Origin of the sequence: Phyllobacterium sp. SL163, from assembly GCF_049896885.1 — a bacterium.
In the GTDB taxonomy this organism is placed as follows: domain Bacteria; phylum Pseudomonadota; class Alphaproteobacteria; order Rhizobiales; family Rhizobiaceae; genus Phyllobacterium; species Phyllobacterium calauticae.
Genome location: NZ_JAFCVE010000003.1, coordinates 88352 through 115195 on the forward strand (window position 1 = coordinate 88352; position 26844 = coordinate 115195).

Annotated in this window: 23 protein-coding genes; 13 read left to right on the forward strand and 10 right to left on the reverse strand. The window is 61.8% G+C overall.

From position 1 onward, the window contains the following. Nucleotides 1-5: 5 nt before the first annotated feature. Nucleotides 6-941 (forward strand): dimethylarginine dimethylaminohydrolase family protein, encoded by a 936-nt coding sequence (locus ACP7B1_RS07210; protein ID WP_346305232.1) that lies wholly within the window; start codon nt 6-8, stop codon nt 939-941. Nucleotides 942-1219: 278 nt separating this feature from the next. After that, nucleotides 1220-2644, forward strand: a complete 1425-nt coding sequence (locus tag ACP7B1_RS07215) for an aldehyde dehydrogenase family protein (protein ID WP_346305231.1) — start codon at nt 1220-1222, stop codon at nt 2642-2644. Between the two features lie 30 nt (nt 2645-2674). Here the strand turns inward: ACP7B1_RS07215 and ACP7B1_RS07220 are convergent, their stop codons facing one another. From ACP7B1_RS07220 to ACP7B1_RS07235, 4 genes are read right to left on the reverse strand one after another with little or no spacing between them, the layout of a single operon-like run. Further along, nucleotides 2675-4261 carry a 5-guanidino-2-oxopentanoate decarboxylase gene (locus ACP7B1_RS07220; protein WP_346305230.1) on the reverse strand — a complete coding sequence of 529 codons (1587 nt, stop codon included), beginning with the start codon at nt 4259-4261 and terminating at the stop codon, nt 2675-2677. Then, the gene (locus ACP7B1_RS07225; protein WP_346305229.1) at nt 4258-5445 is read right to left on the reverse strand and encodes a pyridoxal phosphate-dependent aminotransferase; all 1188 of its coding nucleotides are present in this window, start codon (nt 5443-5445) and stop codon (nt 4258-4260) included. The genes ACP7B1_RS07220 and ACP7B1_RS07225 overlap by 4 nt, the downstream gene beginning before the upstream one ends. Beyond that, nucleotides 5445-6101 carry a TetR family transcriptional regulator C-terminal domain-containing protein gene (locus tag ACP7B1_RS07230; RefSeq protein ID WP_346305228.1) on the reverse strand — a complete coding sequence of 219 codons (657 nt, stop codon included), beginning with the start codon at nt 6099-6101 and terminating at the stop codon, nt 5445-5447. The genes ACP7B1_RS07225 and ACP7B1_RS07230 overlap by 1 nt, the downstream gene beginning before the upstream one ends. Continuing rightward, entirely contained in the window at nt 6098-6970 is an 873-nt protein-coding gene (locus ACP7B1_RS07235) for a dimethylarginine dimethylaminohydrolase family protein (RefSeq protein ID WP_346305227.1), read from the reverse strand. The genes ACP7B1_RS07230 and ACP7B1_RS07235 overlap by 4 nt, the downstream gene beginning before the upstream one ends. Before the next feature lie 170 nt (nt 6971-7140). On the opposite strand from ACP7B1_RS07235, the gene ACP7B1_RS07240 reads away from it, so the two are divergent. From ACP7B1_RS07240 to ACP7B1_RS07280, 9 genes are all read left to right on the forward strand, one after another. Further along, nucleotides 7141-7965, forward strand: a complete 825-nt coding sequence (locus ACP7B1_RS07240) for an ABC transporter ATP-binding protein (protein WP_105732939.1) — start codon at nt 7141-7143, stop codon at nt 7963-7965. Nucleotides 7966-8025: 60 nt separating this feature from the next. Continuing rightward, nucleotides 8026-8805 (forward strand): transporter substrate-binding domain-containing protein, encoded by a 780-nt coding sequence (locus tag ACP7B1_RS07245; RefSeq protein ID WP_403173655.1) that lies wholly within the window; start codon nt 8026-8028, stop codon nt 8803-8805. Between the two features lie 264 nt (nt 8806-9069). Further along, complete coding sequence (locus ACP7B1_RS07250) at nt 9070-9783, forward strand: ABC transporter permease (RefSeq protein ID WP_346307282.1); 714 nt, start codon at nt 9070-9072, stop codon at nt 9781-9783. Beyond that, nucleotides 9783-10622 (forward strand): ABC transporter permease, encoded by an 840-nt coding sequence (locus tag ACP7B1_RS07255; RefSeq protein WP_346307276.1) that lies wholly within the window; start codon nt 9783-9785, stop codon nt 10620-10622. Before ACP7B1_RS07250 ends, ACP7B1_RS07255 begins: the two co-directional genes overlap by 1 nt. A 194-nt stretch (nt 10623-10816) precedes the next feature. Next, nucleotides 10817-12823 carry a CocE/NonD family hydrolase gene (locus tag ACP7B1_RS07260; protein WP_346307277.1) on the forward strand — a complete coding sequence of 669 codons (2007 nt, stop codon included), beginning with the start codon at nt 10817-10819 and terminating at the stop codon, nt 12821-12823. 121 nt (nt 12824-12944) lie between these two features. Then, on the forward strand, nt 12945-14534 hold the full coding sequence (locus tag ACP7B1_RS07265; RefSeq protein WP_346307278.1) for an ABC transporter substrate-binding protein: 1590 nt from the start codon (nt 12945-12947) through the stop codon (nt 14532-14534). 11 nt (nt 14535-14545) lie between these two features. Further along, nucleotides 14546-15505 carry an ABC transporter permease gene (locus tag ACP7B1_RS07270; RefSeq protein WP_223615068.1) on the forward strand — a complete coding sequence of 320 codons (960 nt, stop codon included), beginning with the start codon at nt 14546-14548 and terminating at the stop codon, nt 15503-15505. A 9-nt stretch (nt 15506-15514) separates the two neighbouring features. Continuing rightward, entirely contained in the window at nt 15515-16345 is an 831-nt protein-coding gene (locus ACP7B1_RS07275) for an ABC transporter permease (RefSeq protein ID WP_288193685.1), read from the forward strand. Beyond that, on the forward strand, nt 16338-17999 hold the full coding sequence (locus tag ACP7B1_RS07280) for an ABC transporter ATP-binding protein (RefSeq protein WP_346307279.1): 1662 nt from the start codon (nt 16338-16340) through the stop codon (nt 17997-17999). Before ACP7B1_RS07275 ends, ACP7B1_RS07280 begins: the two co-directional genes overlap by 8 nt. A gap of 64 nt (nt 18000-18063) precedes the next feature. Here the strand turns inward: ACP7B1_RS07280 and ACP7B1_RS07285 are convergent, their stop codons facing one another. From ACP7B1_RS07285 to ACP7B1_RS07310, 6 genes are all read right to left on the reverse strand, one after another. Then, complete coding sequence (locus ACP7B1_RS07285) at nt 18064-19014, reverse strand: alpha/beta hydrolase (protein WP_346307280.1); 951 nt, start codon at nt 19012-19014, stop codon at nt 18064-18066. Then, a complete protein-coding gene (locus tag ACP7B1_RS07290; RefSeq protein WP_223615064.1) occupies nt 19011-19793 on the reverse strand; it encodes a carnitinyl-CoA dehydratase in 783 nt (260 codons plus the stop codon). The genes ACP7B1_RS07285 and ACP7B1_RS07290 overlap by 4 nt, the downstream gene beginning before the upstream one ends. Continuing rightward, complete coding sequence (locus ACP7B1_RS07295; RefSeq protein ID WP_346307281.1) at nt 19786-21858, reverse strand: acetate--CoA ligase family protein; 2073 nt, start codon at nt 21856-21858, stop codon at nt 19786-19788. Before ACP7B1_RS07295 ends, ACP7B1_RS07290 begins: the two co-directional genes overlap by 8 nt. Before the next feature lie 189 nt (nt 21859-22047). Then, nucleotides 22048-23211 (reverse strand): acyl-CoA dehydrogenase family protein, encoded by a 1164-nt coding sequence (locus ACP7B1_RS07300; protein WP_130269263.1) that lies wholly within the window; start codon nt 23209-23211, stop codon nt 22048-22050. Between the two features lie 3 nt (nt 23212-23214). Then, nucleotides 23215-24276: a carnitine 3-dehydrogenase gene (locus ACP7B1_RS07305; RefSeq protein WP_346306054.1), complete on the reverse strand. Its 1062-nt coding sequence runs from the start codon at nt 24274-24276 to the stop codon at nt 23215-23217. A gap of 4 nt (nt 24277-24280) precedes the next feature. Further along, complete coding sequence (locus tag ACP7B1_RS07310; protein ID WP_426136852.1) at nt 24281-25186, reverse strand: 3-keto-5-aminohexanoate cleavage protein; 906 nt, start codon at nt 25184-25186, stop codon at nt 24281-24283. 76 nt (nt 25187-25262) lie between these two features. Here ACP7B1_RS07310 and ACP7B1_RS07315 point away from each other — a divergent pair, with 76 nt between their 5' ends. Both ACP7B1_RS07315 and ACP7B1_RS07320 read left to right on the forward strand, forming a co-directional pair. Further along, nucleotides 25263-26252, forward strand: a complete 990-nt coding sequence (locus tag ACP7B1_RS07315) for a GlxA family transcriptional regulator (protein WP_403173688.1) — start codon at nt 25263-25265, stop codon at nt 26250-26252. A 93-nt stretch (nt 26253-26345) separates the two neighbouring features. Continuing rightward, nucleotides 26346-26825 (forward strand): thioesterase family protein, encoded by a 480-nt coding sequence (locus tag ACP7B1_RS07320; protein ID WP_346306057.1) that lies wholly within the window; start codon nt 26346-26348, stop codon nt 26823-26825. Nucleotides 26826-26844: the final 19 nt, after the last annotated feature.

The following is a 26844-nucleotide window of genomic DNA, read 5'->3' on the forward strand; positions in this document are numbered from 1 at the left end:
GACCAATGACACGCCATGAACAGGGCTTTGACAATGATGCTTTCACGCTGAAGCGCCGCAATCCGAACGGCGGTACACAACCGCTGAAAGGCTGGGGCTTTCGCAACGAAACCGACCCGCTGACCGATGTGCTTTTGGGCTCCCCTGCCTTTCTGCGCCACATGGCGACAAGCTCGCTGTCACGCAAGCATCTGCGCGAGGCGCCGTGCAACATTCAGACCGCACAGGCCCAGCACAAGGAACTGGTCGCCGCCTATGAGCATTTCGGTGTGAAGATCCACTGGCATGAGCCCGAACCGGAACTGCCGATGCAGGTCTATTCCCGCGATTCCAGCGTCATGACGCCCTATGGCGCCATCATCACCGCCATGGCCAACTGGTGGCGGCGCGGCGAAAACTATGCCGCGATCCGCACCTATGAAAAGCTTGGCATTCCGATCTATGACATGGTGACCGCCGGCACCTTCGAGGGCGGTGATTTCAACGTGATCGAGGAGGGCTGCGTCCTCATCGGCTGCGGCGGTGCCCGCACGCAGGAAGAGGGCGCGCGGCAGGTGGAGGAATGGTTCCGGCGGGAAGGCTGGGAGACACGTCTTGCCTTCATCGACGAGTATTACGTGCATATCGACCTGATGGTGGTGCCGATTGCGCCGAAACTGACCGCCGTGTGCCTCGCCTGCACCGAGCCGGGCATTGTCGACTGGCTGAAAGCCAAGGGCCACGAGATCATCGATGTGCCGTTTCAGGATACGATGAATCTCGGCTGCAATTTCATGGCGCTGGGCAGGGACCGGATCATCGCGCCGTCGTCGAGCAAGACGCTGATCGACAAGCTGCGCGCGCGCGGATTCGAGGTGGCTGCGGTGGATATGAGCGAGATTTCCAAAACCGGCGGCGGCATTCACTGCATGGCACAGGCGCTGGTGCGCTCGGCGGGGTGAGAGTGGTTTTACCCCCCTCTGGGCTGCCGCCCATCTCCCCCACAAGGGGGGAGATCAGCTTTCACAATGGTTTCAGCCAACCTTCAACGTTGAAAATGATACGGAATCATTGATGTCAATGTGATCTCCCCCCTTGTGGGGGAGATGTCCGGCAGGACAGAGGGGGGTGATAGCGATAGTCGGCCACCACATAAACTTTCCGTCGTTTTTCCTTCTAGCAACCAAGCGAAAAGCCCCATACCATTTCCGTGACAAACGGCATTCATAAGGAGGCGACGATGCTCATCAAGCGGGATTTCTACATCAATGGCGCGTGGGTGCCGCCTCTCAAGGCCAATGATCTCGAGGTGATCAATCCGGCGACGGAGAAGCCGATTGCCATCATCTCCATGGGCACGGCAGCCGATATCGACCGCGCCGTGGCTGCGGCGAAAACGGCCTTCCAGACCTACAGCCGGACGTCGGTGGAGGAGCGGCTGGCGCTCCTGGAAAAGCTGCTTGAAATCTACAAGCGCCGATATGACGAGATGGCGCAAACCATCACGCTGGAGCTCGGCGCGCCGATCACCATGAGCACCCAGCAGCAGGCGGATGTCGGTGTCGGCCATCTCCAGGGCTTTATCGACGCGCTGAAAGCCCTGCACATGCGCGAGGAACTGCCGAACGGCGATCTGCTGGTGCGCGAGCCCATCGGCGTGTGCGGGCTGATCACGCCGTGGAACTGGCCGATCAACCAGATCGCGCTGAAGGTCGTCCCGGTGCTGGCCACCGGCAGCACCTGCGTGCTGAAGCCAAGCGAGTTCACGCCGCTCAATGCGTTGCTTTACGCGGAGATGGTGCATGAGGCAGGCTTTCCAGCGGGCGTGTTCAACCTCGTCAACGGCGATGGTGCGACGGTGGGCGCGGCTTTGTCCAAGCATAAGGACGTCGACATGATGTCGTTCACCGGTTCCACCCGCGCCGGTATCGCCGTCAGCAAGGATGCGGCCGAAACGGTCAAGCGCGTCACGCTGGAACTGGGCGGCAAGTCGCCGAACATCGTGTTCGAGGATGCCGATCTGGAAGATCGCGTCGCGGGCAGTGTGCTCGAATGTTTCAACAACAGCGGCCAGTCCTGCGATGCGCCGACGCGCATGCTGGTGCAGCGCTCGGTCTATGACAAGGCGGTGAAAATCGCCGAAGCCACCGGCAGGCAGGCACAGGTCGGTGATCCGCAGGAGGAGGGCGATCATATCGGCCCGCTCGTCAGCCATATCCAGTATGGCCGGGTGCAGAACCTGATCGAAGCGGGTATTTCCGAGGGCGCACGGGTGCTGGTCGGCGGTGCGGGCAAGCCAGCGGGCTATGAAACCGGTTATTTCGTCCGCCCCACCATTTTTGCCGATGTGCGCAACGATATGCGCATTGCGCGGGAAGAAGTGTTCGGGCCCGTGCTCGCGCTCATTCCGTTCGATACGGAGGAAGAAGCCATCGCCATCGCCAATGACACGCCCTACGGCCTTGCCGCCTATGTGCAGACGGGCGATGCCAAGCGTGCGGAGCGCGTGGCATCAAGGCTGAAAGCCGGCATGGTGCATATCAATGGCGGCCCGCATCGCTATGGCAGCCCGTTCGGCGGCTACAAGCAGTCCGGCAATGGCCGCGAGGGCGGAAAATTCGGGCTGGAAGACTTTCTCGAGGTCAAGACCATCCATCGGCCGTAACGGGCAGAAATGGTTGATGGCGAAACGCCATCAACCAATCAATGTTTCATCGATTTCAATCAGATAGGACTGTCCGCTCGCGTTGGCTTTCAACAGGGCGGCGGGCAGTTCCTCCAATGTTTTCAGCTTCTGCGAAGCCACGCCATAGGCCTCGGCGATTTTCAGGTAATCGGGTGCCGAGGGACGCACGCCCACCGGATTGATGTGGACATCGCGCATGGCGCGCTCGATTTCCTGATAGCCCTGATTGTTCCAGACGACGAAAATAACAGGCACTTTCTCGTCGACCGCAGCGCCGAGTTCCCCCAGCACGAACTGAAACCCGCCATCGCCCACGATGCAGATCGTCGAGGTCTCGGGCTGGCCGAGGGCCGCACCGATGGCGGCGGGCGGGCCGAAGCCGAGCGCGCCGAAGCCCGTCGCCGCATTGAACCAGCCGCCGACGCGGTCATGATCGTAATAGAGATTGCCGGAATAGATGGCCTGCGTGGAATCCCCGACGATGAGTGAGCCCGGCAGCGTGTCGCGCAGGATATTCAGAAAGCGCACATGGCTTTGCGTGCGCGGACCGATCTCAGCCCATGCGGCATCGCGTGTTGCCAGGGCGCGGTCTTCGCCGGACTTCGTGTTGCGCCGCGCGGGCAAGGTAGCAGCGAGCGCTTCGACGGTTTCCCTGGCCGAAGCCTCGATGGGCATGAAGGCGGGACGCCGGTCGAGTTGTCCGGCATCGATGTCGATGCGCACAAGGCGTTTCAACTCGGGAAAACCGCCATCGCCATACATGTCATAATCGGTCGGTCCCATTTCCGTGCCGATGGCGAGGACAAGATCGCTTTCCGCAAGAAGAGTGCGCACGGCGGTGAGGCTGGCGCTGGCCGGGATCAGCAGCGGGTGATTGTGCAGGATGCCGCGTGCATTGGTGGTTGCCACCACGGGCGCATCCAGTTTTTCCGCCAAACCCTTGAGTTCCGCCGCAGCGCCCTTGGCGCCGCCGCCGATGAGAATGACCGGACGTTCCGCCGCAAGGCACTGGCGGGTGAGTTCCGCCATGGTTTCGGCCGATGCTTGCGGGATCGGCGCATCGGACAACTGGCGGCTCGCACCATCCAGCGGCTGCGCCATCACGTCGAGCGGTATCTCGATATGCACGGGGCCGGGACGCCGCGAGGCGAACAGCGCAAAGGCGCGGGCGAGCACGATGGGCAATTCGTCCGCTTTTTCAATGCGATGCGAGAACATCGCAACCGTCTGCAACATGGCGCGCTGATTGGGCAGTTCATGCAGGAAACCCATGCCCTTGCCGAGCGAGTCCCGCTGGTTAACACCCGATATCACCAGCATGGGAATGGAATCGGCGCGCGCCTGACCCATCGCGGTGATCGTGTTGGTGATGCCGGGACCGGTGATGACAAACGCAACGCCGGGCTTGCCGGTTGCCCGGGCATAGCCGTCGGCCATGAAGCCCGCGCCCTGTTCGTGGCGCGGCGTGATGTGGCGTATCGTCGATGCGGCAAGGCCGCGATAGAGTTCGATGGTGTGGACGCCGGGAATGCCGAAGACGGTATCGACATCGTAGGATTCAAGCAGATGGACGAGGGCTTCACCGACCGTGGTCATGCGGATTTCCGTTGCTGGAGGCGGGTTGCGAGGCGGACGATCCCGGCGCAGGCGGCATCGATCTTGTCATCGGCGACGCTGAGGCTGAGACGCAGGTAACCGGCGAGATTGTCGCCGAAGGATTCGCCGGGCATGACGGCCACGTGTTCCTCTTCGAGAAGACGCATGGCGAAATCATTGCCGCTCAATCCGGTGGCGCGGATGTCGGCGAGAATGAACATGCCCGCCTGCGGCACGTCGGCGCCGATGCCGGCAATGCCGTCGAGCCGCTTGGAGATCAGCTGGGCGCGGCGGAAATAGCTCTCGCGCATCGTCGCAGCAGCGGCCGATGGCTGGCCGAGGGCATAGGCGGTCATGTCGGCGATGAAGGGCTGGACGCCGAACAGCATGGATTCGGACAGCGGCAGCAGTTTCTGCGTGAACTCCGCCGGGCCGACGCACCAGCCGCTGCGGAAACCCGGTGCGGCATGGGATTTGGAAATGGAGGCAACGGCAATCGTCCGGTCGGCGAGTTCGGGCCGGTCGAGCGGCGAGGCAAAACTGCCGTCAAAGATCAGCAGTTCGTAGACCTCGTCGGAGACGATCCACAGATTGTGTTTGCGGCAGACTTCACCGATCTCGGCCACTTCCTTGGCGCTCAGCACGGCCCCGGTCGGGTTGTGCGGGGTGTTGAGGAGGAGGACACGGGATTTCGGCGTGATCGCCTTTTCCAGATCGGCGGCCTGCATGCGGAAACCGTTTTCCGGCCGCAGCGGAACGGACACGCGCGTTGCGCCGGTGGCGCGGACGACGCCGTCATAAGTGGCATAGAGCGGGTCGCCCGTGATGATCTCGTCGCCTTCCTCGGCAAGGCCGAGCATGACGAGCGACAGCGCGGTCTGCGTACCGGGAAAGCACAGGATGTGTTCCGGACCGATGGCCCGGCCGGTGCGTGCGGTGTACTTTGCCGAAAGCGCCGCGAGAACGCCGGGTTCGCCCCGCCCGTTGGAATAGCCGGTGCGGCCGGAGCGCATGGCGTGTTCGGCCACATCCAGCATGTCGGTGGGGGTGGGAATATCCGGTTCGCCGATGGTGAGCTCAATGATCTCATGACCGGCGCGCTTCATTTCGCGCGCACGGATATGCACGGCCCATTTATCCGATCCCAGTCCGGCCAGACGGCCGGTCACAGACGCATAGCGCATCATTGGGCGCCTCCTTCAGCTTGTAATGAAATTCCCAGTACGGCTTCAATAGCGGCAACCCCGGTTTCCGCCAATTCCCCATCGTCGAAAATATCGCCGGCAAGACAGCCTTCCAGCCATAATCCGTCGATGATGGCGTTGATGGCGATGGCGTGGCGGCGGGTATGGTTCGGTTCCGCCGGTTTGCCGGCGGCGCGCAGCGCCTCGCGGATCAGGATTTCCAGCTCGTCGCGAAAGCCGAGATAGCCGTCGCGATGGGCGGAGGCCATGGCCGGGTCGGCATGCACGAGCGCAATGAAACCCGCCCACAGCGAGAGGTTGTGCGGGTCCATGATCGGTTCGCCGAGATTGGCGGTAACGAACGCCTGCAGGCGCGAACGCGGATCGTCAGCGGCATTCTGCAAGGCATCGCTGGCCTGCACGGTCATGCGGTTCATCACGGCGCGGTAGGCGGCGCCGATCAGGTCGTCCTTGGTCGGGAAGTAATAGCGGATCAGCCCGGCGGTTACATCGGCCCGCTGGGCGATTTCGCGCACGGTCGCACCGGCAAGACCGCGCTCGGCCACACATTCAAGCGTCGCGGCGATCAGATCCTCGCGGCGCTTGTCCTCGCCCTCACGGCGAAAGGTTTTGCGTGTAGCCGATTGTGCGTTCATTGCCGGAAAACCGGACGGGTGAGGCAGGTCGGGCCGCCCTCGCAGGCAATGCACAGCGCATCCGCCTCGAAGGTCGTGACGGTGCAGCCGGCGGCTTCCATGGCGGCCTTGGTCTTTTCGAAGCCCGCCACGGCGATGACTTCATAGGGCGCCGTCGGCAGCACGTTGAGGTTGAGGCCGTTGCTGGCGGCAAATTCGTCCTCCGGCGCGGCGATCAGGCGGATGCCACGCTCCTTCAGCAGCTGGTAGAAGGCGGCGGGCAGCAGCGGCAGGTGCACCAGCGCCAGGTCTTCGGCCAGCGGCGAAATGATCGACATCAGGTGCAGGCAGGCCTCTTCGCCCTGCCACAGCGGCAGGTCGAACCCGAGGACGGTGACGCCAAGCGGCTCGAGGATGGCGGCCATCTGCTCGATACCGGCCTGATTGGTGCGCACGCCGCGGCCGATGGCCAGCGTCTTGCTGTCGACCCAGACGCAGTCGCCGCCTTCGACGGTGCCCGGCGCGACGATGCGGCCGAGCACCGGCACATCCATCTGGCTGTAGGTTTCGTGGTGCAGGTCCGTCTCGTCGAGGCGCAGGGATTTGCCCATGCGCAGCAGGATCGCACCCTTGTCGGTGACGAGGGAGGGATCGTGCGTGAACACGGAATCCGACAATCCGTCATTGCCGTCCCTGATCCAGGTGATGTCGGCGCCCGACTGGGCGACGAGACCGGCAAAGACGCGGTGCTGTTCGGAGGCGCGGCGCGGATCGAACTGCGGACCGTAATGCCAGACGTCGCGTTCGGCGCCCGCCATGACGTGGTCAGGCATGCGCATGATGACGCGTTTCAGGGGAAGGGCCATGGACTGGGAACCGAATGCGCTCATGCGACTGCTCTCTCGTAAAAATTGCATATGCGAGTATTTATACGCTTGCATAATTAGAGCGCAAGTGGTGTGATGCCCTAAATTAGGCAGTTTCGCCTCATGCTGACAAAACAGGCAGAAATGAACGGTGTCATGACAGCAGGTGCAAGACAACCCATGGGAACCCGGCAATGACGGAGGCGTTGCGCGCATCCGTTGCCACGGACCCGCTCCAACCCGGTGCGGCCGAACGGGCCGAAGCCATCCACGTCTGGAACCTGCACAAGAAGTTCGGCGCCCTTGAGGTTCTCAAGGGCGTTTCGCTGACAGCCAGGGACGGCGACGTGGTCGCCATGATCGGCGGCAGCGGCTCGGGCAAATCCACCTTCCTGCGCTGCATCAATTTCCTCGAAAACCCGACGAGCGGCGTCATCCGCATCAATGGCGAGGACGTGCAGATGGTCAGCGACGGCGAGGGCGGCCAGTACCCCGCCAACCGGCGCCAGATCGAGCGTATCCGCAGCCGGCTTGGCATGGTGTTCCAGAATTTCAATCTCTGGCAGCACATGACCCTGATCCAGAATGTCATCGAAGTGCCGGTTCACGTGCTGGGGATGAAGCGTGACGAGGCCATGGCCATCGGCGAGCAATTGCTGGAGCGGGTCGGGCTGTCGGCCAAGCGCGACGTCTATCCCGCCTTTCTCTCCGGCGGCCAGCAGCAGCGCGGCGCCATTGCCCGCGCGCTCGCCATCCAGCCGCGCGTCATGCTGTTCGACGAACCGACCTCCGCGCTCGATCCGGAACTGGTCGGAGAAGTCCTGAAAGTGATCGGTGACCTCGCCAAGGAGGGGCGGACGATGCTCCTGGTCACGCATGAGATGAAATTCGCCCGCGAAGTGGCGAGCCATGTCATGTATCTGCACAACGGTATCGTCGAAGAAGAGGGGCCGCCGGAAGAATTGTTCGGATCACCAAAATCCGAACGTTTGAAGCAGTTTATCCGTACTGTTTCATAAGTCGCATGAAAAAATACAGGGAATAATCCTGGGGAACAATAAAGAGAAATGGAGATAGGAATGAAAGCTTTCTTGAAATCAGCGGTTGCCGCCGCTGTGCTGGTTGCCGGAATGGGAGTTGCCAGCGCTGAACAGATCAAGGTCGGCATTGCCGCCGAACCCTATCCGCCCTTCGCCTCGCCGGATGCCTCGGGCAAGTGGGAAGGCTGGGAAGTCGATGTCGCCCTTGCCATCTGTGCGCAGGCCAAGCTTGATTGCGTCATCACGCCCGTGTCGTGGGACGGCATCATTCCGGCGCTGACCACCAAGAAGATCGACATGATCGCCGCTTCCATGTCGATCACGCCGGAACGCGAGAAGACCATCGATTTCTCCGACAAATATTACAACACGCCAACGGTCATTCTCGGCTCGAAGGACGTCAAGATGGACGCTTCGCCGGAAGGCCTGAAGGGCAAGGTGCTCGGCGTGCAGGTGTCGACCATCCACCAGGCCTATGCGAAGAAGCATTTCGCCGCGACCGCCGCCGAGATCAAGGAATACCAGACACAGGACGAAGCCAATCAGGATCTGGCTGCCGGACGCATCGACGCCACACAGGCCGATTCGCTGGCGCTCGAGACCTTTGCCCAGACCGATGCGGGCAAGGCCTGCTGCGAAATCAAGGGCAAGGTTGCGCCCGATCTGGAAGTGCTTGGACCGGGTGTCGGTGTCGGTCTGCGCAAGGGCGAGACGGAGCTGAAGACCAAGATCAATGCGGCCATCAAGGACATTCGCACCAACGGCAAGTATGACGAGATTTCGAAGAAATATTTCAACTTCGATATTTACGGGGGGTAAGCCGCTCACTTGATGGTGGTTCGCGGTACTGGTGCGTGGTTCGACAAGCTCACCATGAGGGAGAGGGGTGCTGTAAGGCTAACCGGAAAGATTGCAATCCGAACGGTCTTGCAGAACTTGGCTCCCTGAAGTCTTCACTCTTCCTCATGGTGAGCTTGTCGAACCACGCACCAGCACCATGGGCCTTGTGAGAACGGTAACGCATTGTTTTGAATCGAGGATCGCTTGGCCGACGCATCGATTGCTCCCGCCGCAATAGCCGGCATGTTCGACCTTCTGTCGCCCAATCCGCCGGGTTGGGGCGGCAACCTCCTGCGCGGTCTGGCGAATTCGCTGCAGATCGCCGTCGGCGCCTTTGGCATGGGATTGCTCATCGGCACGGTCGGTGCCTATGGCAAGCTTTATGGCGGCCCGCTGGTGCGCGACATCGCCGCCATCTACACCACCATCGTCCGTGCCGTGCCGGAACTGGTGCTGATCCTTTTGCTCTACTATGCCGGTACCGACATGATCAACCGGGTGCTGGAAAGCCTCGGCTATCAGCGCGTCGACATCAGCGGACTGGTGGCGGGGATCGTGGTTCTCGGCTTCGTGCAGGGCGCCTATGCAACCGAGGTGCTGCGCGGTGCCATCAAGGCCATTCCGCAGGGGGAAATCGAGGCGGCGCGGGCCTATGGCATGTCGCCGACGCTGATGATGCGCCGCATCACCCTGCCGGCCATGCTGCCGCATGCGCTGCCGGGCCTTGCCAATCTCTGGCTGATCTCGACCAAGGATACGGCGCTGCTGGCAGTCGTCGGTTTCAGCGAGTTGACGCTCGTCACCCGGCAGGCGGCGGGCACGACAAAGGCGTATTTCCTGTTCTTCATCGCCGCCGGCATCCTCTACCTCGCCATCACGCTGTTTTCCAATGTCATCCTTGCCAAGGTCGAGCAATGGGCGCGGCGCGGCATGCCTTCCGTCAAGGAGGCGCGGTAATGACCGAGACGCCGCTGGAAACCCCGATCGAGACATTCCCGATCCACAAGGACAGCGACACGAGCGGTCAGGCGCGCGCACTGCCGCCGCACCGCATCGTTCTCATCCTCATCGGCCTCGCGCTTGTGGCCTCGGCTATCGTCTTCATGCGCTGGGACTGGCTGCCCAATTACGGCGATCTGATCCTGCAGGGCCTGTGGCGGACGATCTGGATACTGGTCGTCACCGTGATCATCGGCTTTCTGCTGGCGGTTCCGCTTGGGCTGGCACAGGCAGCCGGGCCCGCCGTGGTGGCGGTGCCGGCACGCGTGTTCTGCACGGTGATCCGCGGCACGCCGCTGCTCCTGCAGCTCTGGCTGCTCTATTACGGCCTGGGCTCGCTGTTTCCGCAATATCCGTGGATACGCAGTTCTGAACTCTGGCCTTATCTGCGGCAGGCATGGCCCTATGCCGTTCTCGCCCTGTCCCTGTCCTATGCGGGCTATGAGGGCGAAGTCATGCGCGGCGCCTTCGCCGGTGTGCCCAAGGGACAGCTCGAATCCGCACGCGCCTTCGGCATGCGCCGCTTTACGATTTTCCGCCGCATCTGGCTGCCGCAGGCCATTCACCGAGCCTTGCCGACACTGGCGGGCGAGGCGGTCCTGCAGCTGAAATCCACGCCGCTGGTGGCGACGATTACGGTCGTCGATCTCTACTCCGTGGCCTCGCGCGTCAGGCAGGATACCTACATCACCTATGAGCCGCTTCTGCTGCTGGCGGCCGGGTATCTGGTCATCACCGGCATCATCGTTTTCCTGTTCCGGCGGCTGGAAAAGCTCATACCATCGAGGCTCGGATGAGACTTTTTCATCGTGACGCAAATGACCGCACATATGTCGCAAGTGTTTGGTCCGCTTAGCCGGACAGATGCGCATAGTAGGATAAAAAGGAACACCTCGCAAAAGACGAGAAAATGGGATTGATGTTTTCACCGGGTGTTCTGCCCGGTGTGCGTTATCTGTTTTCAGCTCCGCTGTGAGGACGAAAGATGATAATGCGGACAGTCGAAACATTTCAGCACCAAGTGAAAGAAACCGCCGATCTGGGCATTGTCTTGCCCGATGGCTGCCGCCTGTCGGCCCGGGTCTGGATGCCCGAGGACGCCATGGAAAATCCGGTTCCCGCGATTCTCGAATTTCTGCCCTATCGCAAGCGCGACGGCACGACGGCGCGCGATAATCTCACCCATCCCTATATCGCCGGGCATGGCTATGCCTGCCTGCGCGTCGACATGCGCGGCAACGGCGATTCGGAAGGTCTGATGGAGGATGAATATTCGGTTCAGGAGCTGAACGATGCCTGCGCGGTGATCGAATGGATCGCGGCGCAGCCCTGGTCAACAGGCAAGGTCGGCATGATGGGCATTTCCTGGGGCGGGTTCAATTCGTTGCAGGTGGCCGCGCTGCAGCCGGAAGCGCTGAAGGCCATCATCACGCTCTGCTCCACTGACGACCGCTATGCCGATGACATCCATTACAAGGGTGGGCTGCTGCTCAACGAGAATCTGGGATGGGGCGCCACCATGCTCGCCTATTCCTCCCGCTCGCCCGATCCGGCTCTGGTCGGCGACAAGTGGCGCAGCATGTGGCTGGACCGGCTCGATCATGAACCGTTCCTGCCGGCCGTCTGGCTGGCGCACCAGACGCGCGACGCCTATTGGAAGCGCGGCTCGGTCTGCGAGGATTTTTCCGCCATCAAGGCCGCCACGCTGGCCGTCGGCGGCTGGGGCGATGCCTATAAGAACGCGGTGCCGCGCCTGATGGAAGGCATAAAGGCGCCCGTCAAAGGGATTGTCGGGCCGTGGGTGCACAAATACCCGCATTTTGCCGTGCCGGAACCGCGCATCGGCTTCCTGCAGGAGGCACTGCGCTGGTGGGACCGCTGGCTGAAGGACATCGATACGGACGTCGAGAACGATCCGGCCTATCGCGGCTATCTCATGGATTCGGTCCGTCCGAAAAGCTGGTACACGGAGCGTCCGGGGTACTGGATTGCCGAGCCGCAATGGCCGTCCAAAACGATCCGCAGTGAAATCCTTCAGCTCGGTGCCGACAAGTCCCTGAGCGCCAGACGGGGCGGGGCGTTTTCCCATCTCGTCGCCTCGCCGCAGGATTGCGGCATGATGGGCGGCGAATATTGCGCCATCTGGCTCGGGCCGGAGCTTCCCGGCGACCAGCGCCGCGATGATGCGCTGTCGGTCTGCTATGACGGCGATATCCTGGAAAAAGCAGTCGATATTGTCGGCGCGCCGGAAATCAGCCTGACCGTGTCCAGCGACAAGCCCGTTGCCATGGTTGCCGTGCGCCTGTGCGACGTGCATCCCGATGGTGCTTCAACGCGCATCACCTATGGCGTGTTCAACCTGTGTCACCGCGACAGCCATGAAAAACCCCAAGCGCTCACGCCGGGCGAACCGGTAAAAATCCGCTTCAAGCTCGACGATATCGCTTATCGCGTACCCGCCGGGCACCGCCTGCGCGTCGCCGTTTCCTCCAGCTATTGGCCGATGGTCTGGCCATCGCCGGAAGCGGTCAGCCTGACGCTGCATGCGGGCGCGCTCGCCCTGCCGTCGCGCGATCTCGCCACCGGCGATGAATGGACCTTTCCCGAGCCCGAGGCCGCATCGCCCTGGCAGCTCGACATCCTGCGCAAGGGCACGAACAGCCGCCGGATCGAACATGATCAGGTCAACGGCAGGATCATCCTGTCGATCGAGGATGATTTTGGCGAAGCCCGGGACAAGGAACATGGGCTCGTCCACGGCAGCGTGGCGCGCGAACGCTGGGAAATCCATGCGGACGATCCGCTGTCCGCCTATGGCGAGACGCATTGGACGGAACTGTCCGGCCGCGACGAATGGCGCGTCCGCACGGAAACGTTCACCACGATGCGGTCGGACAAGGCCAATTTTCATCTGACCGGCCGGATCGAAGCCTACGAAAATGACGAACTGGTTTTCGAGCGGAATTTCGCCGAGACGATCGCGCGTCAATACATCTGATTGCTGGAGGAGAACGTTAGACAATCACGTTAACGGTTGAAATTTACGGGTATCAAGTCGCATAATTCACAAAAACCGAATTTGGACGCCATGCGTTCCAAGCAACAAAAGGGGAATGGGTATGTCAAGAGAACTCGATTATCTGAGCCGCAAGGTCGCCCGCGGACATCTGTCGCGGCGTGACTTTCTCGGCCGTGCAGCAGCCCTCGGTGTCACCACCGTTTTTGCCAATTCACTTCTGTCCAGTGCGGCCCTCGCCGAAGGCCCGGTCAAGGGCGGCACGCTGAAAGCCGGCATGCAGGGCGGTGCCTCGACCGACAGCATGGATCCCGCGACATGGCAGAGCCAGGTGCCGTACAAGTTCGGCCGCCAGTGGGGCGAGCAGCTTGTCGAAATCCAGCCGGACGGCACGCTCAATCCAAAACTGGCAACCGAATGGGGATCAACCCCCGACGCCAAGGTCTGGACCTTCAAGATCCGCAAGGGCGTGCAGTTCCACAACGGCAAGGACATGACGGCCGATGACGTCGTGGCCACGATGGAGCGCCACTCCGACGCCAATTCGAAGTCCGGCGCCCTTGGCGTCATGAAGGGCATCGAAAGCGTGAAGAAAGACGGCGATACCGTTGTTTTCACATTGAAAGAAGCCAATGCCGACCTGCCGTTCCTGATGGATGACTACCATCTGATGATCCAGCCGAACGGCGGCAAGGACAAGCCCACTGCCGGTATCGGCACCGGACCGTACAAGGTGGTCAAGGACGAGCCGGGCGTACGGCACATCGGCGAAAAATTCGCCAATTACTGGGATGGAGACAAGCGCGGCCATGCGGCGCAGATCGAAATCATCGTCATCAACGATGCCACCGCCCGCACGGCTGCCCTGCAGTCCGGCCAGGTGCACATGATCAACCGCGTCGAGCCGAAGATCGTCGATCTGGTCAAGCGCGTGCCGGGTGTGACCATCCAGAACGCGGCGGGCAAGGGACACTACGTCTTCATCGCCCATTGCAACACGGCGCCGTTCAACAACAATGACCTGCGTCTGGCGCTGAAATACGCCATGAACCGCGAAGACATGGTGCAGAAGATCCTGCGCGGTTATGGCACCATCGGCAATGATTTCCCGATCAACAAGGCCTATCCGCTGTTCTCGGACGATATCGAGCAGCGCGCCTACGATCCCGACAAGGCGGCTTTCCACTTCAAGAAATCCGGCCATGACGGCGCCATACTGCTGCGCACCTCCGATGTTGCCTTCCCCGGCGCCATCGATGCGGCGCAGCTCTACCAGCAGAGCGCGGCCAAGGCCGGCATCAAGATCGAGGTCAAGCGTGAACCGGGCGACGGCTACTGGTCGGAAGTCTGGAACAAGCAGCCGTTCTCGACATCCTATTGGGGCGGCCGTCCGACACAGGACCAGATGTATTCGACCGCCTATCTGTCCACCGCCGACTGGAACGACACGCGCTTCTTCAATGAAAAGTTCGACAAGACATTGATTGCAGCGCGCGCCGAACTTGATCCCGTCAAGCGCAAGCAGATGTACCGTGACATGTCGGTCACGGTGCGCGACGAGGGCGGTGTCATCGTGCCGATGTTCAACGACTTCATCGACGCCACCAGCGCCAAGGTTGGCGGCTGGGTGAAGGACGGCAATCAGGAAATGAGCGGCGGCTATGCCTTGTCCCGCTGCTGGCTGAACGCCTAAGGCCGGGGCGAATGAGCGGTCCTGTCCTCAAACTGGTGGCCCAGCGCATTGCGATGGGCCTTCTCCTTCTCCTTGCCGTCTCGGTGCTGATTTTTGCAGGCACCCAGATATTGCCGGGAGACGTGGCGCAATCCATTCTCGGCCAGTCGGCCACACCGGAGGCATTGGAAAACCTGCGGCGTGACATGGGGCTGAACGATCCGGCCTATATCCGCTACCTGCATTGGCTCGGCGGCATATTGACCGGTGATCTCGGCACGGCGCTTTCCAGTGGGCAGGACATCGCATCGTCGCTCAAAGGGAGGTTGTGGAACACGTTGTTCCTCGCCTTCTGGGCGGCGGTGGTTTCCATTCCGCTCGCCATCGGACTGGGTTTGCTGGCCGTGCGCTACCGCAACGGCTGGGTGGACAAGATCATCTCCGGCCTCGGCCTCGCATCGACGTCGTTGCCGGAGTTCTTTACCGGTTATCTTCTGATCTACTTCGTCGCCGTGCGCCTGCAATGGTTTCCGAGCGTCTCGACCGTCTATGACGGCATGCCGCTCGGCGAAAGGCTGAGCGCCATCGCCCTGCCGGTGACGGTGCTGACGCTCGTCGTTCTCGCGCATATGATGCGCATGACCCGGGCGGCCATTCTCAACGTCATGCAGTCGGCCTATATCGAAACGGCTGAGCTGAAGGGGCTGACGCCGTTCCAGATCATCGCCCGTCATGCGTTCCCCAATGCCATTGCTCCGATCATCAATGTGGTGATGCTCAACCTGGCCTTCCTTGTCGTCGGTGTCGTCGTGGTCGAGGTGATCTTCGTCTATCCCGGCATGGGGCAGTATCTGGTCGATCACGTGGCCAAGCGCGACGTGCCGGTCGTGCAGGCCTGCGGACTGGTTTTCGCGGCTGTTTACATCACCCTCAACATCATTGCTGATATCGTGGCGATTGTTTCCAATCCCCGCCTCAGACATCCCAAGTGAGGCCGCGCCATGCTGAATGTTAAGAACATCCCCATCAGCGCCTGGATCGGCCTGATCATCACGGCGGTCTTCCTGTTCGCGGCCATCTTTGCGCCGTGGGTTGCGCCTTATTCCGTCGGCGAAACCGTTGGCGATGTGTGGGAGCCCATGTCGGCGAAATACTGGCTCGGCACGGACAATCTCGGCCGCGACCTGCTTTCCCGCATGATCTACGGCGCGCGCATCACCATCTTCATCGCCGCCATGGCGACGGCGCTGTCCTTCATTCTCGGCTCGGTGCTGGGTTTTGCCGCCGCCGTCATCGGCGGCTGGTTCGACCAGCTGATGTCGCGTTTCGTCGATCTGATCATGGCGATCCCGACGCTGATCTTCGCGCTTGTGGTGCTGTCGGTCCTGCCCGGCAATGTCACCACGCTGATCCTCGTCATGGGCCTGCTCGATGCCACGCGCGTCTACCGGCTGGCGCGGGCCGTGGCGGTCGATATCAATGTCATGGATTTCGTCGAGGCGGCAAAGCTGCGCGGCGAGGGGCGTATCTGGATCATTTTCCGCGAGATACTGCCCAACGCCCTGACCCCGCTGGTTGCCGAACTTGGCCTGCGTTTCATCTTTGCCGTGCTGTTCCTGTCGGCGCTGTCCTTCCTCGGCCTCGGCGTCCAGCCGCCGGATGCGGACTGGGGCGGCATGGTCAAGGAAAACAAGGAAGGCATCGTCTTCGGCATTCCGGCCGCGCTGATCCCGGCGGCCGCCATCGCGATCCTCGCCATCTCGGTCAATCTCGTCGCCGACTGGATTCTCAACCGGACCACCAGCCTGAAGGGAGGACGCGGCAATGGCTAAAGCGCCTGCGAAGGACAAGACCGGCCTGCTTCTCGACATCCGCAATCTGCGGATCGAGGCCACCAGCTATCCGCCCGGCGAAGCGCCGCGCAATGTGGTGATCGTCGACAATGTCTCGGTAAAGGTTGAACGCGGCAAGGTGCTCGGCCTGATCGGCGAATCCGGTGCCGGCAAATCCACCATCGGCCTGTCCGGCATGGGATTTGGCCGCGGCGGCGTGCGCATCACCGGCGGCGAGGTGTTGCTCAACGGCCGCGACATTCTCAAAGGCGGTGCGACCATCCTGCGGCAAATCCGCGGGCGTGAGGTCTGCTATGTCGCGCAGTCTGCCGCCGCTGCCTTCAATCCGGCGCGCAAGCTGATGGACCAGGTGGTTGAAGCGGCGCTGCAGCACAGGATCGCCACGCGCGCCGAGGCGGAAAAACGCGCCGTCGGCCTGTTCAAGAAGCTCGGTCTGCCCAACCCTGAAACCTTCGGGCAGCGCTTTCCGCATCAGGTCTCGGGCGGGCAATTGCAGCGGGCCATGACCGCCATGGCACTGTGTTCCGAGCCGGATCTGATCGTGTTCGACGAGCCGACAACGGCGCTCGACGTGACCACGCAGATCGATGTGCTTGCCTCGATCAAGGATGCCATCCGCGACACCAACGTAGCCGCGCTCTACATCACGCACGATCTGGCTGTGGTGGCGCAGGTGGCCGACGACATCATGGTGCTGCGCCACGGCAAGATGGTGGAATATGGCGATACGCGCCAGATCATCAAGGAACCGCGCGAGGACTATACACGCCAGCTGGTGTCGGTGCATCACATCCCGCATCAGGAAAAGACGAGCGCTGACACACCCATCCTGTCGGTGCAGAACATCACCGCGGCCTATGGCGGCGGGCTGGTCAAGGTATTGAAGAACGTCTCCGTGGATCTGCATCTCGGCCAGACACTGGCGGTTGTCGGCGAATCCGGCTCGGGCAAATCCACGCTGGCGCGTGCCATCACCGGTCTGCTGCCGCCGATGGAAGGCACGATCACCTTTGACGGGCGCACGCTTTCGCCGCGCCTTGCCAACCGCACGCGCAACGATCTGCGTGAGTTGCAGATGATCTACCAGATGGCCGACGTGGCGATGAACCCGCGCCAGACCATCGGCACGATCATCGGCCGTCCGCTCGAATTCTATTTCGGCATGCGCGGCAAGGAGCGCGACGCACGCATTGCCGAACTGCTCGACAAGATCGAGATGGGCAAGGGCTTTGCCGACCGCTACCCCGCCGAACTGTCCGGCGGACAGAAGCAGCGCGTCTGCATCGCCCGGGCGCTCGCCGCCAAGCCGAAGCTGATCATCTGCGACGAGGTGACCAGCGCACTCGATCCGCTTGTCGCCGACGGTATCCTGAAACTGCTGCTCGACCTGCAGGCGGACGAACATGTCGCCTATCTCTTCATCACCCACGATCTTGCGACGGTGAAATCCATCGCCGACGCCATCGCCGTGATGTATCGCGGCGAGGTGGTGCGCTACGGTCCGAAAACGCAGGTGCTGAAGCCGCCCTTCGATGCCTATACCGACCTGCTGCTGTCATCGGTTCCGGAAATGGAGCTGGGCTGGCTGGAAGGTGCGGTCAAGAACCGGCGTATGGCGAGTGCGGGAAACTGATGTAGTCTTATCTCCCCCACAAAGGGGGAGATAAGCAGAACGCATGTATTACTTCTGATAACTTCTAAAGCTGACCCGGCCAGCGCCCCTGACCCAGCAGATGCACGGCGGTGCAGATGCGGCGGAAACTGGAGCGCGCGCGCGTAACACTGTGGCGGGCACGCAGATAGCCGTGCACGAGGCCGGGCTCATTGTTCCAGATCGCCTTGCCGCCCGCCGCTGTGACGCGCTGACAATACTGCCTGCCATCGTCGGAAAGCGGATCGCATTCGGCCGAGATCACGACAGTATCGGGCAGGCCGGAAAAATCCGTATCGGCCAGCGGGGCAAAGCGCGGGTCGGTCGACCAGTCGCGGCCGCCGCTTCGGATTTTCGCATAATAGGCGGTGTCGCGCGTCGTCAGCATCGGTGCTTCCGCTTGGGTGAGGTAAGACCCCTGGTCCTGCGCGCCGCCCAGTCCCGGATAGACCATGACCTGGCCGATCGGCGCGCGATCGCTATGGCGCACATGGTGCGACACGGCTGCCACCAGATTGCCGCCGGCGCTGTCGCCGCACAGGACAATCGGCAGGCTGGATGTTGCCGCCACGTGTTCGAATGCCGCAAGGCAATCCTCGAACGAGGCGGGGTGCGCATGTTCCGGCGCAAGGCGATAGTCGACCGCGATGAGGTGAAATCCGGTGCTCTCGCAAATCTCGGCGCAGACATCGTCATGACTGTCGAGACCGCCGACGACAAAACCGCCGCCGTGGAAATAGAGGCATACCGCTTGCGGGTTTGTGCCTGCTTTGTCGTAGAGACGCACCGGAATCCTGCGGCCATCAGCCTCGATGAAACGATCCATTGCCGAGACGCCCGCGGGGTAGCCGGCAAAAAAGGCCTTGCACATGGTGTTGTAGACGTCGCGCTGCTGCGCGACGGTATAGTCGACGGCATCGGGCGGATAAAAGCTGTTCGTCCGCTCGATGAAGGCCCAGGTTTCCGCGTCGATCAGGACTGAATAATCCGTGCTCATCTGCCCTTCCATACGGGATCGCGTTTTTCGGCAAAGGCTTTGAAGCCTTCCTGACCGTCTTCCGAAGCATAAAGCATGTCAACCGTACGGAATTTGCGCTTGGTGATCCAGTTCATGGCATCCTGGAAGCTCATGTCTTCCGCTTCGCGCGCCACTTCCTTGATGGCGGCGAACACCAGCGGCGGGCCGCTTTCCAGAAGCCGGGCGATCTCCCACACCCGTTCCATCAGCTTGTCCTTGGGCAGGACCTCATTGACGAGACCCCAGCGGTGCGCCTCGGCGACATCCATCCAGCGGCCGGTCAGAAGCAGGTCCATGGCGACGTGGTAGGGAATGCGCTTGGGTAGTTTCACCGTGGCGGCATCGGCCAGCGTGCCCGCGCGAATCTCAGGCAGGGCAAAGCTCGAATGGTCGGAGGCATAGATGAGGTCGCAGGAGAGGGCGAGTTCGAACCCGCCGCCCACCGCCATGCCATTGACCGCCGCGATGACAGGCTTGTTGAAGTCGCGCAGTTCCTGCAGGCCACCAAAGCCGCCGACGCCGTAATCGCCGTCCACGGCATCGCCGCCTGCGGCGGCCTTGAGGTCCCAGCCGGCGCAGAAGAACTTGTCACCTTCGGTCTGCACAATCGCGACCCGAAGCTCCGGATCGTCACGGAACTTTTGAAACGTTTCACCGAGCAGGCGGCTGGTCTTCAGGTCAATGGCATTGGCCTTCGGACGGTCCAGCGTGACTTCAAGAATACCGCCCTCGCGGCGCGTCCTGACAACATCATTCATGCAGCTCTCCCCTGGTGATCAACAATGCATCGGCGATCCATGCGCCTTGGCCGCTGCGGCATACAAGCAGCGGATTGATATCGAGTTCAACGATCCGGCCGGCATTCTTGACCGCAAATCCGGCAATGCCAAGGATGGCATCCAGCGCCGCATCCAGATCAGCCTTCGGCTTGCCGCGATAACCGTCGAGCAGCGGAAACATGCGCAGGGAGCGAAGGACGGCTTCGATCTGCGCACGGCTGGAGGGCAACAGCAGCGTGACACTGTCCTGCAGCAGTTCCACCAGCACGCCGCCGGTTCCGAGGGTCATCAGCGGCCCGAACTGCGGATCATCGACAATGCCGACGATCAGTTCCGCAACGGCGTCGGTCACCATGCGCTCGACATAGAGGCCGCTGCCGATGGCAATCAGGTCGGTTGCCGCCGCGCGCACGGCGTCCGCATCGCGCAGATTGAGCCGCACGGCATTGTGTTCGGATTTGTGCGCAACGCCGAGCGCCTTGAGCGCAACCGGGAACGTCAGGTCCTCCGCAGCCGCAATCGCGGCGTCGACCGTCTGGCAGCGCCAGCCCAAGGGCACGGGCAGGCCATGCTTCGCCAGAAGAGCCTTTGCGGCGGCTTCGTCGGGCGCCTGTTCGTCCGTGTCACGGATTTCCGGGGAGACGACCGGCTGGGCAAGGGGTGTCTTCCATGCCTTACCGATGAAGGCGGCGGCCTCGGCCGCGTCGAATGCCTCGGTGATGCCGCAGAGCGGCGCAATGCCCTGCGCCATCAGCCCGGCCATGTACGCCTCCGGGATATTTTCCGGCAGCGAGGCGACGATGGCGCCCTTGGCCCTGTTGGTTTTGAGGGCCGATTCAAGGCCGCGCACCGTCGACCACCAGTCGACATCGGAACAGCGGTCCTTGCGCGGAAAATCGAGCACGAGACAGCTCAGGGCAAAACCGCCGGATACCATGGCCGTGAACGTCTCGGTCAGCGCCGGTTCGTTGTTCCAGATGAACGTGTGGTAATCCAGCGGGTTGGCGACGGCGACCAGCGGCCCCAGCGTGGATTTGACCTTGGCGCGATGCTCCGGTGTAAGCGGTGGAAAGTGGATCGATCGTCCCTCGGCACTGTCGGCCATGACGGAGGCTTCGCCGCCGGAACAGCTCATGGAACACAGCGTATCGCCATCGAGCGGCCCATGCACATGCAGCAGTTTCAAGGTTTCGAGGAACGAGGCGATGGAATTGACGCGGGCAATGCCGAGCCGTTTCAAAAATGCATCCGATGCCGCATCCGATCCGGCCAGCGAGGCAGTGTGCGACACCGTGGCGGCACGCGCCTGCGCGGAGCGTCCGACCTTCATGGCGACAATTGGCTTGTTCAGTTCCCGCGCCCGTTTGGCCAATGCCTCAAACTTTGCTGCCGACTGAAACGCCTCGATGTGCAGGCCCAGCGCCGTGACCCGTTCATCCTCGAGCAGGGCAATGGCCATGTCGGGCAGGCCGGTCTGCGCCTGGTTGCCTGCCGTCATGACATGGGCAATCGGCAAGCCGCGCGTCTGCATCGTCATGTTGATGGCGATGTTGGAAGATTGGGTGATGATGGCGACACCGCGCTCATCGGCGGCGAGCCTGCGCCCGCCATGCTGATCCGGCCAGAGCAGGGCGCCATCGCAGTAATTGATCAGGCCATAGCAGTTCGGACCGATGATGGGCATGTCGCCCGCCGCCGCGATCAGTTCATCCTGCAGGCGTGCGCCATCCGCGTCGTCGGCGCCAGCTTCAAGAAACCCCGAGGCGTAGCAGACGGCAACGCCCGCGCCGCGTTCGCGCAACTGCCTGACGATATCGAGGGTCAGAAAGCGGTTGACGCCGACAAAGGCGGCATCGGGACTGCCGGGCAGATCGGCAACGGAGCGATAGGCCTTGAGGCCAAGCACTTCGTCATGTTTCGGGTGGACCGGCCATATCTCGCCGGAGAACCCCATTTTCTGGGATTGCTTGATGACTTCGGCAGCCTGAAGACCGCCGAAGACAGCGATGGTTTTGGGACGGAGCAGACGATCGAGTGCGCGCATGTGTCAGACACCCCCCTCTGTCCTGCCGGACATCTCCCCCACAAGGGGGGAGATCAGCCTGCATTGCCGTTTCTGCGAAATTTGAAACGTTTCCTGTTGTGCGAAAGCATTCATGCCAATGTGATCTCCCCCCTTGTGGGGGAGATGTCCGGCAGGACAGAGGGGGGTGAAACCTGACCGCATAATCACTTACGCTCCGTGCGGGCGAAGCAGGGCGCGCGAGATGATATGCCGCTGGATTTCCGATGTGCCTTCCCAGATGCGTTCCACCCGCGCATCGCGCCAGATGCGCTCAAGCGGCAGGTCGTCCATCAGGCCCATGCCGCCATGTATCTGGATCGCCTCGTCGGCGACAAAGGCGAGCATTTCCGTGGCCTTCAGCTTGGCCATGGCCATGTCCTGATCGGTGACGGTACCCTGATCGAACTTCCAGCCCGCCTCGAAGGTCAGAAGATCGGCGGCCTTCAGCTCCGTTGCCATGTCGGCGAGTTTGAACGAGACGCCCTGGAACTTGCCGATCTGCTGGCCGAACTGTTCGCGCTGCGCCGCATATTCGATGGCATGGCCAAGCGCCCGTTCGGCGCGACCGAGACAGGTGGCCGCGACCTGCAGCCGTGTGGCACCGAGCCAGGTATTGGCAACCTCGAAACCCTTGTGCACCTCGCCAAGAATGGCATCGGCAGGCAGCCGGCAATCGTCGAATTCGACGATGGCATTGGTGTAACCCCGGTGCGAGACGTTGCGATACCCCTCGCGGATCGTCATGCCAGGATGGCCCTTGTCGACGAAGAAGGCGGTGATTTTCTTCTTCTTGCCGCGCGGCGTGTCTTCCTCACCGGACGCCACGAAGAGGATGACGAAATCCGCTTCCAGCGCGTGGCTGATGAAATGCTTGGTGCCGTTGACGACCCAGTCGCCGCCCTTTTCGACGGCCGTCGCCTTCATGCCGCGCAGATCGGAACCGGCGCCCGGTTCCGTCATGGCGAGGCAATCGGATTTTTCGCCGCGAATGCAGGGATAGAGGTATTTTTCCTTCTGCGCGTCGGTACCGGCGAGCAGGATGTTGGACGGACGGCCGACACAGGACCAGTGCAGCGCATAATTGGCGCGGCCAAGCTCCTTTTCGTACAGCAGCCATGTCACGGTATCGAGACCGGCGCCGCCGACGGATTCCGGCATGTTCGCCGCATAAAGACCGGCTGCTATCGCCTTCTGCTTGAGTTCGTCCGCCAGTTCCTTGCGCAGGACACCCGTGCGCTCCACTTCCGCTTCATGCGGGTAAAGCTCGTTTTCGACAAAGGCCCGCGTCGTCTCGACAATCAGCCTTTGCTCCTCCGAAAGACCGAAATCCATGATTTAAACCTTCTTCTTGGGTTTGGTGGATTTGGCCTTTTCAGCCGCCTTGGAGACCACAGGCTTCTGTGCCAGTTTCGACAACTGCTTGGTGTAATCCTTGTAGAGCGCACCGGCACCCCAGCCCTTGCCCTTGTTCTGGCGCGAAAGGGCATCCATGATCGCGACGAGATTGTCGTCGCGGATGCGTTCCAGCTCGCGGATGGACAGGCCATGCGCCTGTTCATCGGACTGTGCGGCGATCTTGTCGACGAGTTCATCGGTGAGCTCCGGCACGTCCATCAGCTTGGTCCACGGCCAGGACAGGCAGGGGCCGAACTGGGCCATGAAGTGGCGCATGCCGGCTTCGCCGCCCGCCACGCGATAGACCTGGAACATGCCCATCTGCGCCCAGCGGATGCCGAAGGAATAGCGCATGATATCGTCGAGTTCCTCGACGGTGGTGATGTCGTCCTTGATCAGCCACAGCGCTTCGCGCCAGACGGCTTCCAGCAGGCGGTCGCCGACAAAGGCTTCGATTTCCTTGCGGATGACCACGGGCTTCATGCCGATGGAGGCATAGAGTTCCCGCGCGGTTTCGATGGCTTCCGGCGAGGTCAGCTTGCCGCCGACGATTTCAACCAGCGGCAGGAGATAGACCGGATTGTAGGGATGGCCGACGACAAGGCGTTCGGGATGCTGCATCGATGTCTGCATGTCCGACGGCAGGATGCCTGACGTGGACGAGCCGATGATGGCATCGACCGCCGCGTGCTTGTCGATCTCCGCCAGCACCTTGTGCTTGAGGTCGAGGCGTTCCGGCACGCTTTCCTGAATGAAATTGGCACCGGCAACAGCCTCGGCAATCGTCTTGGCGAAGGTGAGCTTGCCCTCTTGCGGCAGGCCGCCGGGCACCATGGTCTTGTAGGCGCGGCGTGAATTCTTCATCACCTCGCTGACCTTGCGTTCCGCCTCCGGGTCCGGATCGAAGATCGAGACGTCGATGCCGTTGAGAATGAGACGGGCAACCCAGCCCGCACCGATGACGCCGCCGCCGACGGCTGCCGCTTTGCGAATGACGCTCATGATCTCACCAGCCCTTTGTCAGTTTCATGCGGGCCCGAACCTCGTCCGGTCCCAGAATGCGGGCGCCGATGCCCTCGGCGACCTTCACGGCCCGTTCGACCAGCTGGCCGTTGGTGGCAAGGACGCCCTTGTCGAGCCAGATATTGTCTTCAAGGCCGACGCGGATATTGCCACCGGCGAGCATGGCCATGGCGGCATAGGGCAGCTGGTTGCGGCCGATGGAGAAGGCCGAAAACGTCCAGTTGGCGGGCAGGTTGTTGGTCAGCGCCAAAAGCGTATTGATATCGTCGGGCGCACCCCACGGAATGCCCATGCACAGCTGCACCATGACCGGGTCTTCCAGAAGCTTCTGGTCATAGAGCCATTTGGCGAGGAGCAGGTGGCCGGTATCGAAAATCTCGACTTCCGGGCGCACGCCCAGCGCCTTGATCTGTGCCGCCATGTCTTTCAGCATGGCAGGCGTGTTGGTCATGACGTAATCGCCTTCGCCGAAATTCATCGTGCCGCAATCGAGCGTGCAGATTTCCGGGCGCAGCTTGGCCACGTGCACGAGCCGTTCGGTGGCGCCGACCATATCGGTTCCAACAGGTGAGGGCGGCATCGGCTGTTCGGTGCTGCCGAGCGTCAGGTCGCCGCCCATGCCGGCGGTAAGGTTCAGCACCATGTCGACGCCCGATTCCTTGATCAGCTCGACCACTTCCGCATAAAGCGCGACATCGCGCGATCCTTTGCCGGTTTTCGGATCGCGCACATGGATATGCGCCACGGCGGCACCGGCATTGGCGGCGGAAATGCATTCGTCGGCGATCTGCCGCGGGGTGACCGGAACCTTGTCGGACCGGCCTGTCGTGTCGCCAGCGCCAGTGACGGCACAGGTGATGAATACGTCGCGATTGGGGGTGAGTCCCATTGCTTTGCTCCCATTTTTTCGTTGGGCAAATCATGCAGCTGTTGCAAATGCATGCTTTGCAATATACGAACTTGATTTGATGAATAGCGAAACGTCGCCACTCTTTTTGCCCAACACCAAAACGCTTGATGTGACGGTCCTCGTCTTCAGCGGCGCATCGCTGATGTGCGTGGCATCGACCATCGATCCGATGCGTGCCGCCAACCGCGTTTCGGGCAGCACCCTGTTCAAATGGCGGATCGTTTCGCTGGATGGCAACCCGGCGATCACCACCTGCGGCCTGCCGATTGCCGTCTCCGGCGCGTTCGATCCGGCTGACAAGGCCGACATGCTGCTGATGATCGGCGGCTTCGGCACATCGGATATTTCGCGCACCACCTTCACCGCCGGCCTGCGCCGCGCCATGCATCACTACCAGATGATCGGCGGCATCGAGGCGGGGTCATGGCTGCTTGGCCGGGCGGGGCTGCTGCGGGGACGGCGTGCCACAACGCACTGGGAGGACATGGAGGAATTCACCGCCGAATTTCCCGAGGCGGATATCCGGCCGGACCGCTATGTCATCGACGGGCCCGTCTTCACCACGGGCGGCGCATCGCCGACCTTCGATCTGATGCTGCATCTCATCCGCTCGCGCTGCGGCATGTCCGTGGCGCTCGATGTGGCGAGCGTCTTTATCTACGACGAAGCGCATGCGTCCAATGTTGCCCAGCCGCTTGTCTCGCTGGGGCGGCTCGACGGCGTGCATCCGAAACTCGCCACGGCGATTCGGCTCATGGAGGGGCATCTCGATGCGCCGCTCACCGTCGGTGCGATTGCCAAACGCTGCGGTCTTAGCGCCCGCAGCCTGGAAAAAATTTTTGCGAAGGCCGTGGGCGAGGGACCCGGCCGCTACTATCTGCGGCTGCGCCTGAAGATCGCACGGCGGCTGATCACCGACACCAAAACCCCGCTGGCCGATATCGCCGCGCGTACGGGTTTTTCATCCGCTGCCGCATTCGCCCGTACGTTCCGGACGTTTGAAGGCAAGCCGCCGAGCAGCCTGCGCGCGGCAGCCAATCGATAGGCCGCCGCCATTATCAGTCGTTTTTGACACAGTGGACGGGCGGCTGCCATGGTTCAAATGCCGCCGAGTTTTACCAATGAGGGGAATATCAGCATGCCAGAAGGTGATTTGTACCGCTCCGCTCCGATAGCCATGGAAAAGGAATGGATCGATTATAACGGCCATCTGAACATGGCCTATTACAACGTGGTGTTCGACCGCGGCGGCGACGAATTCCTTGCCGAACTGGGATTTGGCCCGAAATATGCGGCGGAACGCAAGCTGACGATCTACACGGCGGAGGTTCATATCTGCTACGTGCAAGAGATCCATCTCGACCATCTGGTGACGGTCACCAGCCAGCTCATCGATTTCGACGGCAAGCGTCTGCACACCTACAACGAGATCATTCACGTCGATGGCTGGGTTGCCGCGACCTCGGAAGTTCTGTCACTGCACGTGGATATGAACGGTCCGAAGGTTGTGCCGTTCCCGGAGGACGTGCTGCCAAAGCTCGCGTTTTACCGGGATGCCCATGCGAAGCTCGGGATTCCGGCGCGGGTTGGAAAATCGATCGGGATTAAGAGGAAGTGATTTGTACCCCCCTCTGTCC

Excerpts from the sequence above, each read along its gene's own strand:
- ACP7B1_RS07210 (WP_346305232.1), top strand. The coding sequence starts at position 6 with ATGACACGCCATGAACAGGGCTTTGACAATGATGCTTTCACGCTGAAG.
- ACP7B1_RS07215 (WP_346305231.1), top strand. The coding sequence starts at position 1,220 with ATGCTCATCAAGCGGGATTTCTACATCAATGGCGCGTGGGTGCCGCCT.
- ACP7B1_RS07220 (WP_346305230.1), bottom strand. The coding sequence starts at position 4,261 with ATGACCACGGTCGGTGAAGCCCTCGTCCATCTGCTTGAATCCTACGAT.
- ACP7B1_RS07225 (WP_346305229.1), bottom strand. The coding sequence starts at position 5,445 with ATGCGCTATGCGTCTGTGACCGGCCGTCTGGCCGGACTGGGATCGGAT.
- ACP7B1_RS07230 (WP_346305228.1), bottom strand. The coding sequence starts at position 6,101 with ATGAACGCACAATCGGCTACACGCAAAACCTTTCGCCGTGAGGGCGAG.
- ACP7B1_RS07235 (WP_346305227.1), bottom strand. The coding sequence starts at position 6,970 with ATGAGCGCATTCGGTTCCCAGTCCATGGCCCTTCCCCTGAAACGCGTC.
- ACP7B1_RS07240 (WP_105732939.1), top strand. The coding sequence starts at position 7,141 with ATGACGGAGGCGTTGCGCGCATCCGTTGCCACGGACCCGCTCCAACCC.
- ACP7B1_RS07245 (WP_403173655.1), top strand. The coding sequence starts at position 8,026 with ATGAAAGCTTTCTTGAAATCAGCGGTTGCCGCCGCTGTGCTGGTTGCC.
- ACP7B1_RS07250 (WP_346307282.1), top strand. The coding sequence starts at position 9,070 with ATGTTCGACCTTCTGTCGCCCAATCCGCCGGGTTGGGGCGGCAACCTC.
- ACP7B1_RS07255 (WP_346307276.1), top strand. The coding sequence starts at position 9,783 with ATGACCGAGACGCCGCTGGAAACCCCGATCGAGACATTCCCGATCCAC.
- ACP7B1_RS07260 (WP_346307277.1), top strand. The coding sequence starts at position 10,817 with ATGCGGACAGTCGAAACATTTCAGCACCAAGTGAAAGAAACCGCCGAT.
- ACP7B1_RS07265 (WP_346307278.1), top strand. The coding sequence starts at position 12,945 with ATGTCAAGAGAACTCGATTATCTGAGCCGCAAGGTCGCCCGCGGACAT.
- ACP7B1_RS07270 (WP_223615068.1), top strand. The coding sequence starts at position 14,546 with ATGAGCGGTCCTGTCCTCAAACTGGTGGCCCAGCGCATTGCGATGGGC.
- ACP7B1_RS07275 (WP_288193685.1), top strand. The coding sequence starts at position 15,515 with ATGCTGAATGTTAAGAACATCCCCATCAGCGCCTGGATCGGCCTGATC.
- ACP7B1_RS07280 (WP_346307279.1), top strand. The coding sequence starts at position 16,338 with ATGGCTAAAGCGCCTGCGAAGGACAAGACCGGCCTGCTTCTCGACATC.
- ACP7B1_RS07285 (WP_346307280.1), bottom strand. The coding sequence starts at position 19,014 with ATGAGCACGGATTATTCAGTCCTGATCGACGCGGAAACCTGGGCCTTC.
- ACP7B1_RS07290 (WP_223615064.1), bottom strand. The coding sequence starts at position 19,793 with ATGAATGATGTTGTCAGGACGCGCCGCGAGGGCGGTATTCTTGAAGTC.
- ACP7B1_RS07295 (WP_346307281.1), bottom strand. The coding sequence starts at position 21,858 with ATGCGCGCACTCGATCGTCTGCTCCGTCCCAAAACCATCGCTGTCTTC.
- ACP7B1_RS07300 (WP_130269263.1), bottom strand. The coding sequence starts at position 23,211 with ATGGATTTCGGTCTTTCGGAGGAGCAAAGGCTGATTGTCGAGACGACG.
- ACP7B1_RS07305 (WP_346306054.1), bottom strand. The coding sequence starts at position 24,276 with ATGAGCGTCATTCGCAAAGCGGCAGCCGTCGGCGGCGGCGTCATCGGT.
- ACP7B1_RS07310 (WP_426136852.1), bottom strand. The coding sequence starts at position 25,186 with ATGGGACTCACCCCCAATCGCGACGTATTCATCACCTGTGCCGTCACT.
- ACP7B1_RS07320 (WP_346306057.1), top strand. The coding sequence starts at position 26,346 with ATGCCAGAAGGTGATTTGTACCGCTCCGCTCCGATAGCCATGGAAAAG.